Genomic DNA, 19276 nt, shown 5'->3' on the forward strand with positions numbered 1-19276 from the left:
GACAAGGACCAGGCTACCCTGCTGCGCGGCTTCGCCGCCGCGCTGCCGCGCCTGCCACAGAACAGCCTGCTGGCGATCCTCGGCAGCGGCCGCCTGGAAGAGCAGCTCAAGGACCTGGCCTGCGAACTGGGCATCGGCGAGCGCGTGCTGTTCCTCGGCCAGGTCGAAGAGGCACGGCGCTACTTCAAGGCGTTCGACGCCTTCGCCCTGAGTTCCGACCACGAGCCGTTCGGCATGGTCCTGCTGGAGGCCATGGTCGCCGGCGTACCGCTGATCGCCACCGCCTGTGGCGGCGCCCGCGAAGTGGTGGAGGGGGTCGGCATCCTCTTCCCGCTGGGCGACGAGACGGCCCTGGCCGAGGGTCTGACCCACCTGGCAGCGCTCGACCGCCGCCAGCGCGAGGCCTGTGCGCGACTCATGCTCGAGCGCCTGGAGACACGCTTCTCCGACGCCGCGGTGCGCCGCGAATTCTGGCGCCTGCCGACGATTGCCGGCTTCGCTTCGGAGTCTGCATGCTGAACAGGTTGCGCGCCTTCCGCGAACGCGGTTGGCGCGAAGTGGATGCGCCGACCTACGCCCAGGCCTGGCAGCGTTTCGGCGGCAGCGTCGCGACCCACCCGCTGGTGGTCGAGCAACTCGCCGAAATGGCCGGAATCCCGGTGCGTTACCTGGGTTGGGAGAGCGCTGGCGAACTGGTTGCGGCGATCCCGACCTGGGGCCGCCACCTGGCGTTGTCCAAGGACGTGCTCAAGCGGCGCGGCAAGAAGGGCCTGTACGACCTGGGCAACGCCGAACTGATCCTGCCGGTGGCCGACGATGCCCGCATCGCCCTCCGCCATGCGGGACGCTACCTGTCGGCGCTGCATGAGCGGAACATCGTCACGCTGCGCCCTCAGACCGAGCAACTGGCTTTCGCTCGCGCCCCCGAGGATTTCTCCAAGAAGTTCCGCTATAACCAGCGGCGCGAAGTGCGCCTGGTGGAGGAGGCTGGTGGCCAGGTGCGCCAGGCAGACAGCTTCGCCCCGGCCGAGTTCGCCGCCATCTATCTCGAACTGTTCCAGCGTCGCTGGGGTTTCCCGGCCACCGGCGCGGAGCGCATGGCCGAGGTCTTCGAGCGGCTGCGCGAATTGCTGCGCGGCTCGGTCCTGCTGCTCAACGACCAGCCCATCGCGGTCCAGGTACTGTATCGCGCCGAAGCGCCGGGCTGGCTCAGCGTCGAGTACATCAACGGCGGCGTCGATCCGCAGACCCGCGAGTTCAGCCCTGGCAGCGTGCTCAGTTACCTGAACACCCAGGCCGCCTGGGAGGATGCGCGAGCGCTGGGCAAACCCCTGCGCTATTCGTTCGGTCGCGCCGACCGCGAATACAAGGATCGCTGGTGCCATCCTTCTCCGGTCTTCCAGGTCTGAAGCATGAGCGCACGCAAGCAGCAGTTGCTCAAGCGTCATCGACGCAACAAGCGGATCGGCCTACTGGTTGCGCTGCTGGCATTGCTGGCCGTCGGTCTGCTGGTCAGCCCCTGGTTGTTGCCGATCCTCCTCATGGCCCTGTGGGTCGCCCACGAAGCCTGGTTCGCCGATCACCTGTTCTATTCGCCGGGCGAGGACTACCGCTACCGTTTCGCGGAAGGGGTCGAGTCGCTGCCGGTACGCCTGGCGGATGGCCGTCTGCGAGTCGACGGCGAGCTGCGCGAAGGCGATACGCTGGTGCTTGGCATCGGCGTGCGCGCTGGCTGGCTGGGGCGCTTCCTCGAACCCTCGGTGCTGCTGGAAGGTGGCGCAGAGACCGATGCCCAGGCTTTCGAACGTGGGGTGAACGGCTTGCGCTACCTGAACCTGACGGGACTGGCCGGGCCGCTGGGCGAGGGCCGGATTCGCCTGCGCGGCCGGCATTGCCGGCTGGTCGGCGAACCGACCCTGTGGCGTGCGCGCCATCCCGACTACCGTGACCGGCGGGTGATGGTCATCGCTCCGCATGCCGACGACGCCGAGCTGGCCGCCTTCGGCCTCTACAGCCAGGCACGCGAGGCCTGGATCGTGACCCTGACCGCCGGCGAGATCGAAACCGAGCATTACCGCCGCATGGGCCTCGACGGAATAGCTGCGGCGCGCCTGAAGGGCCGCCTGCGCGCCTGGGATAGCCAGGCCGTGCCGGCGTGGGGTGGGGTGCCGGCCGAGCGCTGCGTGCAACTGGGTTATTTCTGCCTGCAATTGCCTGCCATGCAGGCGAACCCGGGCGAGGTGGTACCGTCCCGTGAGGCCGATCTCGCCGATATCCGTCCGTTCCGCCAGTTCAACCGCCTGCGCCTGGCCAGCGATGCCGACGGCCTGTCGACCTGGAACAATCTGCTGGCCGATCTCCGCGAGCTGATCCTGCTGGCACGTCCCGAGGTCATCGTCCTGCCTCATCCGCATTTCGATCCGCACCCGGACCATGTCCGCGCCCAGGAGGCCGTGCGCGAGGCGCTCCAGGGGCTGGACTGGCAGCCGCAGGCATTGTTGCACTATGCCAATCACCTGCACGACAACGATCGCTGGCCGATGGGCGATGCGCACATGGGGGTCAGCCTGCCGCCGCTGACCGAAGAATGCTCGCCGTTGCTGCCATGGACGCTGGCGCTGGAGAGCACGCGCCAAGTGGACAAGGCCATGGCCTTGGGCATGATGCACGACCTGCAACCCAGGCCGCCGTTCAAGCGCCGTCTGCGCCGCCGTCTGCAGGGCTGGCTCGCCGGTCGTCGCTGGCCGGCATACGGCGAGGACGAGTTCATGCGCAAGGCGGTGCGTCGGCACGAGTTGTTCTGGGTGGAGTCGCTGGATGGGGAGGCGTGATGCTTGGGTCGAGCGTTCGGCAAGGTTCGAGCCGCCATGCTGCTTCGGAGCAGCCGCGAGGATGAAGGTCTGATGAAAGTTCTGTTTCTGGTCCAGAAAGAGCAGCGAGCGATCCTGGATCGCCTGTACGACGGCATCGCCGCCCATTGCGAGTGCGATACCCGCTGGCTGAGCAGCGAGGAGCAGGCCGACCTGCGCGGCTACTTCCGCAAGCACGTGGATGTCTCGCGCTACGACCGCATCCTGTTCTTCCTCCGTTTCAAGAAGGAAATGCGCCAGGTCCGCTTCATCCGCAGCGTGCCCAACCTGGTGATCCTCGAGCACGATGCCTACCAGAACTACATTCCCTGCAAGTACACCGGCAAGTTCAGCGCCCATTACCGGCGCCTGCCCTGGGCACGGGTGATCAGTTCGGGCCATACGGTCAGCGAACGCCTGCGCCAGGAGGGATTCGACGCGGTATTCGTGCCCAAGGGCTACGACCAGACCCTGTTGCATGACCTGGGCCTGGCGCGCGATATCGAGCTGGGCTTCGTCGGCAGTACCGGCAGCGTGGCCTACAGTGGACGCAAGGCGCTGCTCGACGAGTTGGGCGGAGTGGAGAACCTGCTGGTGACCAAGACCAAGTCCGGCGAGGAGTACCTGCGTACGCTCAACCGCATCCGTTTCTTCGTCAGCGCGGATGTCGGCATGGGCGAATACATGATCAAGAATTTCGAGGCGATGGCCTGCGGTTGCGTACTGCTGGCCTACGACCAGGGCGAGCGGGAAAACGAGGCCTTGGGTTTCCGGGACATGGAGAATATCGTGCTGTATCGCTCGGTGGCGGACATCCAGGAAAAGCTCGCGATCCTGCGCCTCGATACGGCCCTCGCCGAGCGGATCGCGCGAAGCGGCCAGGCGCTGGCCATCGAACGATTCAGCTTCGCCGCTGTCGGTCAGAGTATCGTCGAGGCCATGCGGCCCGCGTTGCGCGAGCCGGAGCGTCCCGGATGGCTGGAGAAGACCTGGCGACGTATTTTTACCTGAGAGTAGCAGCCGAAAAGAGCTGGGGCTTCAGGCGTGTTTGCTATTGTTCAGCTTGTTTTTCCGGGCTGGGGGGAGGTGTAGGACCGATGAAGATCGCAGGATCGCTCATGCATGTCTGGCGCTTTGAATGGGGACGTGAAGGACAGGTAAGGTTGTAGTTATGACGCTCGTCGATGATGGTTCGCAGCCATTGGTTTCCGTGATCATCGCTTCCTATAACCACGAAAAGTACATAGAAGCGAGCATCGCCAGCGTGGCTGCGCAGACGTACCGCAACGTGGAACTGCTGGTGGTGGACGATGGTTCCAGCGATGGCAGCGTCGAGCTTTTGCACGGGCTCCAGGCGAAGTACGGCTTCGACCTCAGGGTCCAGCAGAACCAGGGACTGTCGAAAACGCTCAACGAGGCGATCGCCAGGGCCCGGGGAAATCTCATCGTGCCTTTCGGGTCGGACGACATCATGTTGCCGCAACGCCTGGAGAAACAGGTGGCACACATGTGGGACAAGCCCGAGGTAGGTATCTGCGCGGGCAATATCGAGATCATCGACTCCAATGGCCGGGTCATGCCGGGTAAGGAGCAGCGCAAACGCGACCTGCCTTTCCGCCGCCTCGACTTCGATGACCTGTTCCTGGACCGCAAGCCGGGCCCGATGGCGCCCACCTTGATGTTCCGGCGGGAAGCCCTGGAGAAGGTCGGCGGTTTCGATCCGGACATACGCCTGGAAGATGTCTATATCGAACTGGCGGTGACCAAGGCTGGCTACGTCATCGACATTCTTGGCGAGGTCCTCGCCCAGTACCGCAAGCATCCCACCAATACGTACAAGAACGCCCGTTTCATGGTGGACAACGTATTCAAGACGTACAGCCAGTTCAGCGATCACCCCGATTACGAGCAGGTGATCATGCGCTTCCGCAATTCGATGTTCCTCAAGTGCTCGAACCGGGACAAGGTGCTGGCCCGGGAGCTGCTCTCCGGCTTGCCGCTGAAGTACTGGAACGAGAAGACCTTCCGCGGCATTGCGCGGCTGTTCTTCTCCTGACCGCTGATACCGCCGCGCTCAAGGCGCGGCGATATCTTCACCGCGCCTGCTGGCGGCGAACCTTTGCTGGATCCACAGCGCATACAGCAGCGCCATGGGAATCCAGATCAGGAACCAGTGTTCCTTGGGACGGGGCAGGAAGGCGTTGCCCTCCGTGAGTCCGGCTGCCAGGCCGAACACCAGCCAGGTCGAGGCTAGCAGAACGGCTGGAGACTTCCGGTTTTTCCAGGAGAAGGCGAAGGCCAGGGCGTAGATCGCCACCCACAGCAGGAGCCCGATGATCCCTCCAGCGAAAAGCACACCCAGTTCGATGTTGTGCGGGTCGGCGAGCAGCATGCCGTTGCTCAGGACGATTCGCATCGGATGATCGTAGCCGTGTCCGAGCCATGGATGCTCGCCGATCTGGCGTAGGGCGTCGGCCCAGATTTCCGGGCGGAACGATGCCCCTCTCTGGGTGAACACTTCCGGGTACAGGATGTAGCCCAGTAGCGCTCCAGCCAGAGCGAGTGCCAGGGCGATGAGGGCCTTTTTCCTGTCTCCGGCCAGGACCAGCCACATAAGGGCTGCTGTGAGCCCTACCAGGGGAGTACGCGAACCGGTCGCGATGAGAAGGCCACCGAGCAGCGCCAGAGAAATCAGTGGCAAGGGGGCCAGGATAGGGCGCGACTGCATCCAATAAGCCAGCCAGAATGCCGTGAAGGCGCCATAGACATGGGCACTCAGTAATGGGTTATAGAGAGCGCCATAACCGGTAAGGCGCAGCGGATTGGCGTCCCAGTAGTATTGCAGCAAGGTGGCTGCCGCGGAGATCACCGCGCCAAGGGCTGCCAGCCAGGTCACGGTCTTGAGGCGGAGGGGGGCTTCGAGCGCCAGGATGGCGGCGCAGAAGAACAGGAGAGCGATGTACAGGGGGCGCTTGAGCAGCGAGCCGGTGGAGTTCTCGGGGGCCGACCAGGACAGGCTCAGCATCATGTAGCTGCTGAAGGCGAGGAAGGCGATGAACAGCGGCGAGCCCGTTAGCGGGCGAAGCAGACGCGGTTGCAGTATCACGTACAGTAGCGTCGGTGCCGCCAGGAGGATATAGAAAAGGCGATGGTAGTCGGAACGGTCGCCGACCCAGAACATTCCGGTGAGCAGGGCCAGCCAGCCCAGCGGCAGGATCCAGTGGCTGAGGATGCGGCTGGTATCGTGGCGAAGACGGGTCAGTCGGGTAGCTGCGAACATTCCTTGCTCAATCCAGTTGCAGTTGCTTGAGGAGCTGCTCGAGTGTCCAGTGGACCTGGCTGCTGCGGAGATAGGCCTTGAGCACCAGGTGCTCGCTGTCGTCGAGGAACCAGGTTCGATCCTGTTCGTAGCGCAGCAGGTGCTTGAAATTGCGAATGCGCTGGGCGGCGCTGAGCGCCGAGCGCTGGACCCGCAGGTCGGCGATGTCGATCAGGCCCATCCGGCCTTCCGGCGTGCGCACCACGTTGCCCAGGTGCAGCGAGCGGAAGTACACCCCCTTGGCGTGCAGCACGGCGATCAGCTCGCCCAGTTGCGTCCGGACTGTATCGCCGCACTCCGGGTCGTTGCGGTCGAGTTGGCGGAGGGTCTGCCCCGGTAGCGGCTCGTAGTGCACCGCGTCGCGCTGGATATGTGGGATCCGCAGTACGTCCAGCACCTTCGGGCAGACGATGCCGCGCCGCGCCAGTTCGCTGGCATTGCGGGCGAAGCGCTCCGCATAGGGGAACAGGGCTGCGGAGGAAATCAGGCGCTTGCGGCGAAACAGCTTGAGGAAGGACCCGTCGCGCAGACGCAGTACCTTGTCCCCATGACCATCGGCTTCCAGCACTTCTGCGTTGTCACGCAACTGCAAGTAGGAGGGGTAGTCTATGACTCGCATGCGAGCTCCTGAACGAACGGCCCGCCATCTTACCCCAACACGCCTTCCAGGCAGAGTGATGGAGGTCCTGTGCTACACTCCGGGACCTTTTCAGCATGTAAGAAACCATGAGCGATAGTCCTCAGAATCCCGGACCTTCCAGTCTCAAGATCTATTTCCGCCTGTTGGGCTACGTGAAGCCCTACATCGGAATGTTCCTACTCAGCATCGTCGGTTTCCTGATCTTCGCGTCGACCCAGCCGATGCTGGCGGGCATCCTCAAGTATTTCGTCGACGGCCTCTCCAATCCTGACGCGGCATTGTTTCCGAATGTGCGGTGGCCCTGGTTGCGCGACCTGCACCTGGTCTACGCGGTGCCGTTGCTGATCATCCTGATCGCTGCCTGGCAGGGGCTGGGCTCGTTCCTCGGCAACTTCTTCCTGGCCAAGGTTTCCCTGGGGCTGGTGCATGACCTGCGGGTCGCTCTGTTCAACAAGCTGCTGGTGCTGCCGAACCGCTATTTCGACACGCACAGCTCCGGCCACCTGATCTCGCGCATCACCTTCAACGTGACCATGGTCACCGGAGCAGCCACGGATGCCATCAAGGTGGTGATCCGTGAGGGCCTGACCGTGGTCTTCCTGTTCCTCTACCTGCTGTGGATGAACTGGAAGCTGACCCTGGTGATGCTGGCGATCCTGCCGGTCATCGCGGTGATGGTGACTACCGCCAGCCGCAAGTTCCGCAAGCAGAGCAAGAAGATCCAGGTGGCCATGGGCGACGTCACCCACGTCGCCTCGGAAACCATCCAGGGCTACCGGGTGGTGCGCAGCTTCGGCGGCGAAGCCTATGAAGAGAAGCGCTTCCACGACGCCAGCCAGAGCAATACCGACAAGCAGTTGCGGATGACCAAGACAGGCGCGGTCTACACGCCGATGCTGCAATTGGTGATCTACGTCGCCATGGCGATACTGATGTTCCTCGTGCTGTGGCTGCGCGGGGACGCCTCGGCCGGCGACCTGGTGGCCTATATCACCGCGGCGGGCCTTTTGCCCAAACCGATCCGCCAGCTTTCCGAGGTCAGTTCCACGGTCCAGCGCGGCGTCGCCGGCGCCGAGAGCATCTTCGAGCAGCTCGACGAAGCGGCGGAGGAAGACCAGGGGAGCGTCGAGAAGGAGCGGGTCAGCGGGCGCCTGGAAGTGCGCAACCTGAGCTTCCGTTATCCCGGAACCGACAAGCAGGTGCTGGATGACATCAGTTTCGTCGCCGAACCCGGGCAGATGATCGCCCTGGTCGGCCGTTCCGGTAGCGGCAAGTCGACCCTGGCCAACCTGGTTCCGCGCTTTTATCAGCACAATGACGGCAAGATCATGCTTGATGGCGTTGAGGTCGAGGATTATCGCCTGCGTAACCTGCGCCGCCACATCGCCCTGGTGACCCAGCAGGTCACGCTGTTCAACGACAGCGTGGCCAACAACATCGCCTACGGCGACCTGGCTGGCGCGCCGCGCGAGGAAATCGAGCGGGCGGCGAAGGCTGCCAACGCCAAGGAATTCATCGACAACCTGCCGCAAGGCTTCGACACCGAGGTCGGCGAGAATGGCGTGCTGCTTTCCGGCGGCCAGCGCCAGCGTCTGGCGATCGCCCGGGCGCTGCTCAAGGACGCGCCCCTGCTGATCCTCGACGAGGCGACCTCGGCGCTGGACACCGAGTCGGAGCGGCATATCCAGGCGGCGCTGGACGAAGTGATGAAAGGGCGCACCACCCTGGTGATCGCCCACCGCCTGTCGACCATCGAGAAGGCCGACCTGATCCTGGTGATGGACCAGGGGCAGATCGTCGAGCGCGGCAGCCACGCCGAGCTGCTGGCGCAGAACGGCCACTATGCGCGGCTGCACGCGATGGGACTGGATGAGCAGGCGCCGGCGCCTGTCGGCTGATAAACTGGGCGTCTGCCCCGAGAGGTTGTTTGGAGTTCCCATGAAGTTGTCCATGCCCCGTTTCGACCAGGCCCCGGTGTTGGTGGTCGGTGATGTGATGCTTGACCGCTACTGGCATGGCGCGACTTCGCGCATTTCGCCGGAGGCCCCGGTGCCGGTGGTCCGCGTCGAACAGCACGAGGACCGCCCCGGCGGCGCCGCCAACGTCGCGCTGAATATCGCCGCGCTGGGCGCACAGGCCTTGCTGGTCGGCGTCACCGGCCGCGACGAGGCCGCCGACAGCCTGGCCAACAGCCTCAAGGCCGCTGGAGTGGACGCGCGCTTCCAGCGCATCGATAGCCAGCCGACCATCGTCAAGCTGCGGGTCATGAGTCGTCACCAGCAACTGCTGCGGGTCGACTTCGAGGAACCGTTCCGCACCGACGCGGCGGCCCTGGCCGTGGACGTCGAGTCGCTGCTGGCCAAGGTCAAGGTGCTGGTGCTGTCCGACTACGGCAAGGGCGCGCTACAGAACCACCAGGTGCTGATCCAGGCGGCGCGGGCGCGCAACATTCCGGTACTGGCCGATCCCAAGGGCAAGGACTTCGCCATCTATCGCGGCGCCAGCCTGATCACCCCGAACCTGTCCGAATTCGAGACCATCGTCGGCCGTTGCGCCGACGAAGCCGAACTGGTCGCCAAGGGCCAGGCGCTGATGAGCGAACTCGACCTCGGCGCCTTGCTGGTGACCCGCGGCGAGCATGGCATGACCCTGCTCCGCCATGGCCAGCCGGCCCTGCACCTGCCGGCGCGGGCGCGGGAAGTGTTCGACGTCACCGGTGCCGGCGATACGGTCATCTCCACCCTGGCCGCGGCGCTTGCCGCCGGCGAGGAGCTGCCGTCTGCGGTGGGCCTGGCCAACCTGGCCGCCGGCATCGTGGTCGGCAAGCTGGGTACCGCGGCGATCAGCGCGCCCGAACTGCGTCGCGCGGTGCAGCGCGAGCAGGGTTCCGAGCGTGGCGTGCTGGGCCTGGAGCAACTGCTGCTGGCAATCGAAGACGCCCGCGCCCACGGCGAGAAGATCGTCTTCACCAATGGCTGCTTCGACATCCTTCACGCCGGCCACGTGACCTACCTCGAACAGGCGCGCGCCCAGGGCGACCGCCTGATCGTCGGGGTCAACGACGACGCCTCGGTCACTCGCCTGAAGGGCGTTGGCCGGCCGATCAACTCGGTGGACCGGCGCATGGCGGTACTCGCCGGGCTCGGCGCGGTGGACTGGGTGGTGAGCTTCGCCGAAGACACTCCCGAGCGCCTGCTCGAGCAGGTGCGTCCGGACGTGCTGGTCAAGGGCGGCGATTACGGCGTCGAGCAGGTGGTCGGCGCGCAGATCGTCAAGGCTTACGGCGGCGAGGTACGGGTGCTCGGCCTGGTGGAGAACAGCTCCACCACCGCCATCGTCGAGAAGATCCGCCAGAAAGGCTGAGCCTTTCCCCGGCCGGTCGCCCCTGGCGGATGACTGGCTGGTCTGACAACTCCCTTCGGCGAGACGGTCATAGGCGCTGCCCATGCGGCGGCGCATGATCCGGGCATCCCATCCTGCGTGGAGCAAGATGCCCATGAGCACCGATGTACAGGGCCGTGCCCTGGCTGTACTGAACCGTGTCGCCCAGGCCGACTGGCCGGATCGCTTCAATCTTCGCAAACCCTTCGAGAAACTGCTCTACAGCGGCAGCCGTACCGGCTTCCGCCTGGCCAGCGAGCGTTCGGCGAAGCAGGCGAAGGGACCGCGCAAGGCCGATCCGGACGGGTTGTTCGACCTGTCGTTCTCCGACGACCAGCAGATGCTGGTGGACATGCTCGAAGGCTTCGCCCTGGAGGTGTTGCGTCCGCTGGCTCATGACGCGGATGCCGAGGCCAGCCTGCCGGCGGAACTGCTCAACCAGGCGCTGGAGCTGGGCCTGACCCACTATGGGGTCGGCGAGGTGCACGGCGGCATGGCCGGTGAGCGCACCACGGTGACCACTGCCCTTATCGCCGAGGCCCTGGCCAAGGGCGATCTGTCGCTGGCGGCGGCCCTGCTGGTGCCGTTGTCGGCGGCCAACTGCATCCGCCGCTGGGGCAGCCCCTCGCAGCAGGCGCAGTGGCTGCCGGCGTTCGTCAGCGAAGAGGGGGCGCCGCTCACCGCCATCGCGGTCAACGAGCCGAGTCTGCTGTTCGACCCGCAGAAACTGGCGACCCGCGCCCGGCGCAAGGGCAGTCACTACCTGCTTTCCGGAGAGAAATGCCTGGTCCTGCGCGGCCTGGAGGCCAGCCGCCTGATCGTCGCGGCGAAGACCGACGAGGGGCCTGCGTTGTTCCTGGTGGAAGCCTCCGCCAAGGGCGTCGAGCGACGTGCCGAGCCGGCGATGGGACTGAAGGCCGGCGGCACCGCCCGGTTGCGCCTGAAGAGCGTCAAGGTGCCGGCGGACAACCGCCTGGCCGCCGAGCATTTCGACTACCGGGCCTTCCTCGATCACGCGGCCCTGGCCTGGTGTGCCCTGGCGCTGGGCACCGGGCAGGCGGCGCTGGACTACGTGATCGCCTACTGCAACGAGCGCGAGGCCTTCGGCGAGCCGATCAGCCATCGCCAGGGGGTCGCCTTCATGGTCGCCGACATCGCCATCGAACTGGACGCCATGCGCCTGATGGTCTGGCGGGCCTGCGCCCTGGCCGAGCGCGGCCAGCCGTTCCAGCGCGAGGCTTACCTGGCGCGTCTGCTGTGCGCCGAGAAGGCGATGAAGATCGGCACCGACGCCGTGCAACTGCTCGGCGGCCACGGCTTCACCAAGGAGCATCCGGCCGAGCGCTGGTACCGCGACCTGCGCGCGGTAGCGCTGATGGCCGGCGGCCTGCACCTGTGAACCCGAGCGAGTGCGCGGTCCGCCGCGACGAGTGAACGAGGAATCGACATGTACCTGGAAACCCCGAAGAAATTCCGCAGCCTGGCCAACCAGGCGCATCAGGTCGCGGAAAACTATTTCCGGCCGATCTCGCGCAAGTACGACAAGGCCGAACACGCCTATCCGAAGGAGCTGGACCTGCTCGCGGCCTTGCTGGACGGCATGAACAGCGGCTCGCCCGAGGCTGTCGGCGCGACCTCGGCGAGCAAGCGCGCCGGCAAGCAGGTAGAGGAGGGCATCAAGAACGGCGGCAACCTGTCGGCATTGCTCGGCGTGATGGAACTGTGCTGGGGCGACGTCGGCCTGCTCCTGGCCATGCCGCGCCAGGGGCTGGGCAACGCGGCGATCGCCGCGGTGGCCAACGAGGAGCAGTTGCAGCGCTTCGGCGGCACCTGGGCGGCGATGGCGATCACCGAGCCGGGCTGCGGTTCGGACTCGGCGGCGATTCGCACCACCGCGACCCAGGATGGCGACCACTATGTACTGAACGGCGAGAAGATTTTCGTCACTTCCGGCGAGCGGGCCGATGCCGTGGTGGTCTGGGCCACCCTGAACCGCAACCTGGGGCGGGCGGCGATCAAGTCCTTCGTGGTCGAGAAGGGCACGCCGGGGATGACCGTGACGCGCCTGGAGAAGAAGCTCGGGATCAAGGCTTCGGATACCGCTTCGATCAGTTTCAATGATTGCCGGGTGCCGGCCGCGAACCTGCTGGGCAACGCCGAGGTCGACGTGCAGAAGGGTTTCGCCGGGGTCATGGAGACCTTCGACAATACCCGCCCGCTGGTGGCCGGCATGGCCGTCGGGGTGGCCAAGGCGGCGCTGGACCGGACCCGCGAATTGCTGAAGAGGGCTGGCTGCAAGTTCGACTACAGGAAACCGCTGCTCACCGTCAGCCACGCCGAGGCCACTCTCTATCGCCTGGAGGCGGAGTGGGAGGCAGCGCGCCTGTTGACCTTGAAGGCGGCATGGATGGCCGACAACAAGCTGCCCAACTCGAAGGAAGCGTCCATCGCCAAGGCCAAGGCTGGACGGGTGGCCAACGAGATCACCCTGAAGTGCGTGGAGCTGGCTGGTGCCCTCGGCTACGCCGAGGATGAGCTGTTGGAGAAGTGGGCGCGGGACTCGAAGATCCTCGACATCTTCGAGGGCACCCAGCAGATCCAGCTGCTCATCGTCGCTCGCCGCCTGCTCGGCAAGTCTTCCAGCCAGTTGAAGTAGAAAGGGCGGCAAAGCCCGCCCGGTTCAGGCGCTGGCGCGGTCGCGCCCACCGCCGGCCTGGTCGCCGTTGCTGGATGGCCACAGTGCCAGCCAGTCGCGGAAACGGATGCGTTCCTCATGCACCAGCCAGCCGTCCTGTACGGCAAAGCTCTCGGCCAACCACAGGCCGCGGGTGGCCGCAGGGCGCAACTGGCCCTTGCGCAGGGTGAACAGGTCGCCGGTGGGGCGCCCCTGGTCCAGCGGCAGCAGGTAGAGATCGGGGCGCCGACGGTCCAGACGCGCCACCAGCGGACCGCTCTCGAGCCGCTCGTCGACATGGTAGAGGCTCGGCTCGCGCGCATCGCGCGGCAGCTCCAGGCGCATGTCGTAGACCAGTTGCAGCGAGGCCGTGGGCAGGTGTACGTAGGCGCGTGGGCGCTCCAGCAAGCGCAGGCTGCCGGCTTGCACCGGACGGGCGGCGCCGGACAGCGGGGTGAGGACGAAGTGGCTGTTCTCCCGGTAGCGCAGCGAACCCTGGTAGGGCGTCGGCAGCCAGGTGTCGCCGAAGCGCCCGCCGAGCCAGCCGCCGGCGGTCTCCACCAGGCATTCCTCGGCGACTTCCTGGATCGCCGTGAGCAGCGGCAGGTTCAGTTCGTGGGCCGGTACGTAGCCGGAGATCAGCTTGAGCACGGTATCGCCGCGGTCCAGCCGGCGCTGACGGACCAGCACCCAGTAGTCGCGGCCCTGCCAGTTCAGGGTCAAGCGCACCGAGACCCCCAGGTTGGCCAGCTCGGCGACGAAGCGCTGCGGGTCGGCTACCTCCATGCGGCGGCGGCGTACGAGCATCTGCTGGAAGTTCAGCGGCAGGCCGAGGGCCTGGTAGACCAGCCCGTCCGGGGAGGCCTCCACCAGCAGCGGCAGGGTCTTGAAGGCGGACGGATCCTTGCGGGCGAGCATACGGGGCATACGGGGCTCCTTGTCGGGTCATCGCGCCGGGGCGGGACGGAGGCTCACGTTCGATGCACCGGCCACCGGAGGCGAGGGCGGCAGGCAGGATACGGCTCGTTCGGGAGGAACATGGCAGCGGAATGCACCGCGGGTGTCAACCCGCGGATGTTGCAGCCGATGTATGGTTCAGGCCTTTTTCAGGGCTTGCGCGGCCATCGCGACATTATGGGCCAGGTGCAGCGGATTGATGGTGCCGACGATGGCGGCGGCGACGCCCGGCTGGTCGAAGACCAGTTCGAAGCTGGCGCGCACCGGGTCCTGTCCGGCGCCCAGGCAGGCATGCCCGCTGGCCAGCGCCTTCTTCACCAGGATGCCCTTGGCATGGGCCGCGGCGTACTCGATGACCGGGCGCTCGGCGCGCTCGTTCAGGTTGTAGGTGACCATCGCGCAATCGCCCTCGCGCAGGGCGCGCAGGCCACCTTCGACGGTCTTGCCGGAGAGTCCGTAGGCGCCGATCAGGCCCTCGCGCTTGAGCGCGGCGAGAGTCGGGTAGACCTCGCTGTTCTCGAGGATATCCAGGTCGTTGCCATCGGAATGCACCAGCACCAGCTCGATCCGCTCGGTCTCCAGGCGCTTCAGGCTGCGTTCGACGGAGCGCCGGGTATGCGTGGCGGAGAAGTCGAAGACTGACTGGCCGTCGACGAACTCTTCGCCGACCTTGCTGACGATCACCCAATGCTCGCGCTGGCCGCGCAGCAGCGGGCCGAGGCGTTCCTCGCTGCGGCCGTAGGCCGGGGCGGTGTCGATCAGGTTGATGCCGAGGTCGCGGGCCAGGGCCAGCAGGTCGGCGGCTTCGCGGTCGTCGGGGATGGTGAAGCCGGAAGGGTACTTCACTCCCTGGTCGCGGCCGAACTTGACGGTGCCCAGGCCCAGCGGCGAAACGGCCAGGCCGGTGTCGCCCAGCGGGCGGTGCAGGTCGTGGAGGGTATCCCTGATCATGCGAAGGCTACCTCCCAGGCCGGTTCGGCGAGCGGCGGACGCGGCAGTTGCGGCAGCGCGGCATGTTCGCTGGGGCGGATGCCGTCTTCTTCCAGGCGGGCGCAGACCCGGTCGGCGAAGTCAGGGGCCAGCGCCAGCTTGGTCGGCCAGCCGACCAGCAGGCGTCCCTGTTCGGCGAGGAAGGCGTTGTCCGGGCGCAACAGGTTGGACTGTGCCGGCTCGGCGCGATCCACCCGCAAGGTGGCCCACTGCGCCTGGCCGAGGTCGATCCAGGGCAGCAGCTTTGCCAGTTCGCGGCGTGCTTCGGCGATCTGCGCGGCTTCGTCGCGGGCCACGCCATCGGCTTCGGCGATGTCGCCGCCGAGGTACCAGACCGACTGGCCGTCGCGGGTCGGATGGGTGGTCACGGTGATCCGTGGCTTCGGCCCGGCCCCCAGGCAGTGGGCGTACAGCGGTTTCAGGGTCGCCGCCTTGACCATCACCATGTGCAGCGGCCGCCGCTGCATGGCCGGTTGTTCCAGGCCCAGTTCGCGGAGCAGCGCCTCGTTGCCGGCACCGGCGCTGAGCACCACGCGCTGTGCACGGATCTCCCGGCCGTCGACGCACAGGCCGGCCAGTTCCCGGCCTTCGCGCAGCGGTTCGATGCGCTCGCCGGCGAGCAGGCTGTCGCCGGCCAGTTCCGCCAGGCGGCGAATCAGGTCGGGGACGTCGAAGACGATTTCCGTGAGGCGGTAGGCCTTGCCCTTGAACCCCTTGTCGCGCAGCGCCGGAGGCAAATCCTCGCCCTTGGCCTGCTCGACCCGGCTGCGCACCGCCTTGCTGGCGAAGAAGCTGGTAAGGCTGCCGGCCAGGCCGCCCGGCGACCACAGGTAGTGCGCCTCGGAAAGCAGGCGCACGCCCCGCAGGTCGAGTTCGCCGTCGCTGCCGAGACAGGCGCGCCAGCGCCGCGGCATGTCGGCGATGGCTTCGGAGGCGCCGGTCAGGGCGCCATGCAGGGCGTACTTGGCGCCGCCGTGGATGATCCCCTGCGACTTCACGCTCTGTCCGCCGCCGAGGCTGGCGCTTTCCACCAGCACGGTGGCGTAGCCGGCTCGGCGCAAGCGGGCGTTCAGCCAGAGGCCGGCGATACCGCCGCCAACGATGAGGATGTCGGTGGAAAGGGCTTGGGGCATGGGGCTGCCTTATCGGGAACGGAAAGGGCGCAGTATACAACCTGCGCCCGCGACGGTCGTTCAGTGCCCCGAAGCGCGGGAGAACAACTGGATCACCAGCACGCCGGCGATGATCAGGCCGATACCGAGGAGGGCCGCGGGGTCCAGGCGCTGGCCGTAGACGAACATCGCCACCAGGCTGACCAGGACGATGCCGAGCCCGGACCAGATGGCGTAGACCACGCCGACCGGCAGGGTGCGCATGACCAGCACGAGCATGCTGAAGGCGAGCACGTAGCCGCCCACCACCAGCAGCAGCGGCAGTGGCTTGCTGAATCCGGCGACGGCTTTCAGCGAGGTGGTGGCGACCACTTCGGCGGCGATGGCGATGGCGAGGTAGAGATAGTTGGTCATGGTGGGGTCCTCCGGAAACTGCGGCCATTCTAGGGAGCCGGCGGATGGGATAAAGTCGTTACCTATCTGTATTGGAGATAGGTTATGCAGTGGAACCTGGAGCAGATCCGCCTGTTCGTCAGCGTCGCCGAGCGCCAGTCGTTCTCTGCCGCCGCCCGCGAACTGAAGCGGGTGCAATCGGCGGTGAGCAACGGCATCGCGCTGCTGGAGGCGGACCTCGGCGTCACCCTGTTCGAACGCAGCAGCGGACGCCAGCCGCGCCTGACCGACGAGGGCCGGGTGCTGCTGGCGGAGGCGCGCGAGGTGCTGCGCCAGTGCGAGCGCCTGCAGGGGCGCGCGCTGGGGCTGGCGCGCGGCGAGGAGCCGCGGCTGCGCCTGGCCCAGGACGAGGCGATGCCTTACCAGCCGGTGCTGGACAGCCTGGAAGCGCTGGCGCAGCGCTTTCCCAGTCTGGAGGTGCAGGTGTCCAGCGGCGGCCAGGGTGACGTGACCCGTCGTTTGCTCGAGGAGCAGGCTGACCTCGGCCTGCTGTTCCACCATGAGCGCATGCCTGAGTCGCTGGAGCGGCGGCGCCTCGGCAGCGTCGAGATGGTCACGGTGTGCGGCGCCGGCCACCCGCTGGCCGGGCTGCAACGGGTCAGTCGCCGCGAGCTGGCACAGCACCGGCAACTTTTGATCGTGCCCCAGCAGAGCGGCTATCCGGGCGGCGAGCAGATCAGCCCGCAGGTGTGGCGGCTGGACAGCTTCTATTCCATGGCCGAGTTGCTGATGCGCAACCTCGGCTGGGCCTGGCTGCCGCGGCACGTGGTGCAGTACCCCACCTACGATCGGCTGATGGTGGAGCTGACCAGCGACTGGACGCCGCCGTCGCTGGTGGTCGAACTGGTCTGGCGGCGCAACGAGGTGCTCGGCCCGGCGGCGGCCTGGCTCGGCGAAACCTTCACCCGCCACCTGCGCGCCATCGGCTGAGCCGGTCGGCGGGAGTTTTGCTAAGCTGCGCGCCCATGAACCGTACCCTCTATACCCTGCTGTTCCACCTCGGCTTGCCGCTGGTGGCGTTGCGCCTGTGGTGGCGCGCGCGCCAGGCGCCGGCCTATGCCAAGCGCATCGGCGAGCGTTTTTCCCTGTCCTTGCCCGAGGTGCCGCCCGGCGGCATCTGGGTGCACGCCGTCTCGGTGGGCGAGAGCATCGCCGCCGCGCCGATGGTGCGGGCGCTGCTGGAGCGCCATCCGCAGCTGCCGGTCACCGTCACCTGCATGACCCCGACCGGCTCGGAGCGCATCCGCGCATTGTTCGGCGAGCAGGTCCGGCACTGCTATCTGCCCTACGACCTGCCCTGGGCGGCGGCGCGCTTCCTCGACCGGGTGCGGCCGCGCCTGGCGGTGATCATGGAAACCGAGCTGTGGCCCAACCATATCCATGCCTGTGCCGCGCGCGGGATCCCGGTGGCGCTGGCCAATGCGCGCCTGTCCGAGCGCTCGGCGCGTGGCTACGCGCGCTTCGCCGGGCTGACCCGGCCGATGCTCGCCGAGCTGTCCTGGATCGCCGTGCAGACCGAGGCCGAGGCCGAGCGCTTCCGTCGTCTCGGCGCGCGTCCTGAGTGCGTCAGCGTGACCGGCTCGATCAAGTTCGACCTGCGCATCGACCCGCAGCTGCCGCTGGCCGCTGCCGCCCTGCGCGAGGAATGGGACGCGACGGCGCGACCGCTGTGGATCGCCGCCAGCACCCATGCCGGCGAGGACGAGATCGTCCTGGCAGCCCACCGGCGCCTGCTGGAAACGCGTCCCGACGCGTTGCTGATCCTGGTGCCGCGCCATCCGGAACGCTTCGCCGGCGTCCACGAGCTATGCCGCCGCGAAGGCTTCGCCACGGTCCGGCGCTCCGGCGGCGAGCCGGTGGCACGCGCGACCCAGGTGCTGCTCGGCGATACCATGGGCGAGCTGCTGTTCCTCTATGCCCTGGCCGACATCGCTTTCGTCGGCGGCAGCCTGGTGCCCAACGGCGGGCACAACCTGCTGGAGCCGGCGGCCCTGGGCAAGCCGGTGTTCGCCGGTCCGCACCTGTTCAACTTCCTCGACATCGCCGCGCAATTGCGCGACGCCGGGGCGCTGCTCGAGGTGACGGATGCCGGCGAGCTGTGCGACGGCCTCACGCGCCTGTGGGCGCAGCCGGAGGTCGCGACGGCCATGGCCACTGCCGGAGAGAAGGTGCTGCGCAACAACCAGGGCGCCCTGGAGCGGCTGCTGGCGGGGTTGGCGCGGTTGCTCGGGCGCGGCGGGTAGCGCCCGCCCCGTCGGCGCTCCCCTGGCCCTGCATCGCGACAGGGCGTTTCAGAACGTCGGCGGGGTGATCACCCAGAGCACCAGGGTATCGCTGTCGCCTGGGTTGCCGTAGCGATGCGGTTCCTGGCTGGAGTAGCTGAAGCTGTCGCCCTCGCGGAGCTGGAAATGGCGGTCGCCGACCCAGAGTTCGAAGATTCCGCTGAGGATGTAGCCGGCTTCCTCGCCCTCATGGCTGTAGCTCTGCTGGCTGTAGGTGCCCGGCGGGAAACGCGAGTGGAGAATCTCCAACTGGCGGCTGGGCTGCGGGGTGAGCAGTTCGTCGATGATGCCGTCTTCGTAATGCACGCTCATGCGCGTGTTGCGCCGCACCACGTAGCCGGCGTCCGCCGGGTCCACCGCGGCCTCGCTGGCGAAGAACCACTGGATGGTCACGCCGAGGCTGCGGGCGATGTTGAACAGCGCCGGAATCGACGGATACGCCAGGTTGCGTTCCAGTTGGCTGATGTAGCCGGCGGTGAGTTCGCTCTGTGCGGCCAGCTCGGCCAGGGTTAGGCCGCGGCGCTTGCGCAGGCCGCGGATGCGGGTGCCGAGGAAGTGCGTTTCGCTGCGCGGCGTGTCGGTGGCGTCCGGCGGTGACGAGCGGGGCATGCGGCGGGGT

The 19276-nt window shown here is 66.9% G+C and carries 18 protein-coding genes; 11 read left to right on the top strand and 7 right to left on the bottom strand.

Annotation, left to right across the window (positions count from 1 at the left end):
• From FFS27_RS05885 to wapR, 5 genes are all read left to right on the top strand, one after another.
• Positions 1-519, top strand: a 519-nt coding sequence (locus FFS27_RS05885) for a glycosyltransferase (RefSeq protein ID WP_137951950.1), incomplete at its 5' end; no start/stop codon positions are given.
• The gene (locus FFS27_RS05890) at positions 513-1409 is read left to right on the top strand and encodes an antimicrobial resistance protein Mig-14 (protein ID WP_003146348.1); all 897 of its coding nucleotides are present in this window, start codon (positions 513-515) and stop codon (positions 1407-1409) included. The genes FFS27_RS05885 and FFS27_RS05890, both read left to right, overlap by 7 nt.
• Positions 1410-1412: 3 nt before the next feature.
• The gene (locus FFS27_RS05895; protein WP_021263530.1) at positions 1413-2831 is read left to right on the top strand and encodes a PIG-L deacetylase family protein; all 1419 of its coding nucleotides are present in this window, start codon (positions 1413-1415) and stop codon (positions 2829-2831) included.
• A gap of 72 nt (positions 2832-2903) precedes the next feature.
• Positions 2904-3860 carry a glycosyltransferase family protein gene (locus FFS27_RS05900; protein WP_003114548.1) on the top strand — a complete coding sequence of 319 codons (957 nt, stop codon included), beginning with the start codon at positions 2904-2906 and terminating at the stop codon, positions 3858-3860.
• A gap of 160 nt (positions 3861-4020) precedes the next feature.
• A complete protein-coding gene (gene wapR / locus FFS27_RS05905; protein WP_003141745.1) occupies positions 4021-4905 on the top strand; it encodes an alpha-1,3-rhamnosyltransferase in 885 nt (294 codons plus the stop codon).
• Between the two features lie 18 nt (positions 4906-4923).
• Here wapR and waaL read toward each other — a convergent pair whose 3' ends face one another.
• Together waaL and FFS27_RS05915 are read right to left on the bottom strand one after the other, a co-directional pair.
• Positions 4924-6129: an O-antigen ligase WaaL gene (gene waaL / locus FFS27_RS05910; protein ID WP_021263531.1), complete on the bottom strand. Its 1206-nt coding sequence runs from the start codon at positions 6127-6129 to the stop codon at positions 4924-4926.
• Positions 6130-6136: 7 nt separating this feature from the next.
• On the bottom strand, positions 6137-6787 hold the full coding sequence (locus FFS27_RS05915; RefSeq protein ID WP_003095751.1) for a toluene tolerance protein: 651 nt from the start codon (positions 6785-6787) through the stop codon (positions 6137-6139).
• A 107-nt stretch (positions 6788-6894) separates the two neighbouring features.
• Between FFS27_RS05915 and msbA the strand changes: the two genes are divergently transcribed.
• From msbA to FFS27_RS05935, 4 genes are all read left to right on the top strand, one after another.
• Positions 6895-8706, top strand: a complete 1812-nt coding sequence (gene msbA / locus FFS27_RS05920) for a lipid A export permease/ATP-binding protein MsbA (RefSeq protein WP_023101638.1) — start codon at positions 6895-6897, stop codon at positions 8704-8706.
• Between the two features lie 40 nt (positions 8707-8746).
• Entirely contained in the window at positions 8747-10171 is a 1425-nt protein-coding gene (gene hldE, locus FFS27_RS05925; RefSeq protein WP_003095747.1) for a bifunctional D-glycero-beta-D-manno-heptose-7-phosphate kinase/D-glycero-beta-D-manno-heptose 1-phosphate adenylyltransferase HldE, read from the top strand.
• A 127-nt stretch (positions 10172-10298) separates the two neighbouring features.
• Positions 10299-11588: an acyl-CoA dehydrogenase family protein gene (locus tag FFS27_RS05930; protein ID WP_003135655.1), complete on the top strand. Its 1290-nt coding sequence runs from the start codon at positions 10299-10301 to the stop codon at positions 11586-11588.
• Between the two features lie 48 nt (positions 11589-11636).
• Entirely contained in the window at positions 11637-12845 is a 1209-nt protein-coding gene (locus FFS27_RS05935) for an acyl-CoA dehydrogenase family protein (RefSeq protein ID WP_015503759.1), read from the top strand.
• Between the two features lie 24 nt (positions 12846-12869).
• Here the strand turns inward: FFS27_RS05935 and FFS27_RS05940 are convergent, their stop codons facing one another.
• The 4 genes from FFS27_RS05940 to FFS27_RS05955 all read right to left on the bottom strand — a co-directional run bounded on the left by FFS27_RS05940 (position 12870) and on the right by FFS27_RS05955 (position 16336).
• Positions 12870-13790, bottom strand: a complete 921-nt coding sequence (locus tag FFS27_RS05940) for a hypothetical protein (RefSeq protein ID WP_003114542.1) — start codon at positions 13788-13790, stop codon at positions 12870-12872.
• A gap of 168 nt (positions 13791-13958) precedes the next feature.
• Positions 13959-14771 (bottom strand): aldo/keto reductase, encoded by an 813-nt coding sequence (locus tag FFS27_RS05945; protein ID WP_003095738.1) that lies wholly within the window; start codon positions 14769-14771, stop codon positions 13959-13961.
• The gene (locus FFS27_RS05950) at positions 14768-15943 is read right to left on the bottom strand and encodes an NAD(P)/FAD-dependent oxidoreductase (RefSeq protein ID WP_003109889.1); all 1176 of its coding nucleotides are present in this window, start codon (positions 15941-15943) and stop codon (positions 14768-14770) included. The genes FFS27_RS05945 and FFS27_RS05950 overlap by 4 nt, the downstream gene beginning before the upstream one ends.
• Positions 15944-16003: 60 nt before the next feature.
• Positions 16004-16336 carry a DMT family transporter gene (locus tag FFS27_RS05955; RefSeq protein ID WP_003095735.1) on the bottom strand — a complete coding sequence of 111 codons (333 nt, stop codon included), beginning with the start codon at positions 16334-16336 and terminating at the stop codon, positions 16004-16006.
• 84 nt (positions 16337-16420) lie between these two features.
• Between FFS27_RS05955 and FFS27_RS05960 the strand changes: the two genes are divergently transcribed.
• Positions 16421-17305, top strand: a complete 885-nt coding sequence (locus FFS27_RS05960) for a LysR family transcriptional regulator (protein ID WP_003109888.1) — start codon at positions 16421-16423, stop codon at positions 17303-17305.
• Between the two features lie 35 nt (positions 17306-17340).
• Complete coding sequence (gene waaA / locus FFS27_RS05965) at positions 17341-18618, top strand: lipid IV(A) 3-deoxy-D-manno-octulosonic acid transferase (protein ID WP_023101637.1); 1278 nt, start codon at positions 17341-17343, stop codon at positions 18616-18618.
• A gap of 48 nt (positions 18619-18666) precedes the next feature.
• Here waaA and FFS27_RS05970 read toward each other — a convergent pair whose 3' ends face one another.
• Positions 18667-19266: a helix-turn-helix domain-containing protein gene (locus FFS27_RS05970; RefSeq protein WP_021263552.1), complete on the bottom strand. Its 600-nt coding sequence runs from the start codon at positions 19264-19266 to the stop codon at positions 18667-18669.
• Between the last annotated feature and the right edge of the window lie 10 nt (positions 19267-19276).

The organism is Pseudomonas sp. 2VD (assembly GCF_005503585.1).
Lineage (GTDB): Bacteria > Pseudomonadota > Gammaproteobacteria > Pseudomonadales > Pseudomonadaceae > Pseudomonas > Pseudomonas aeruginosa.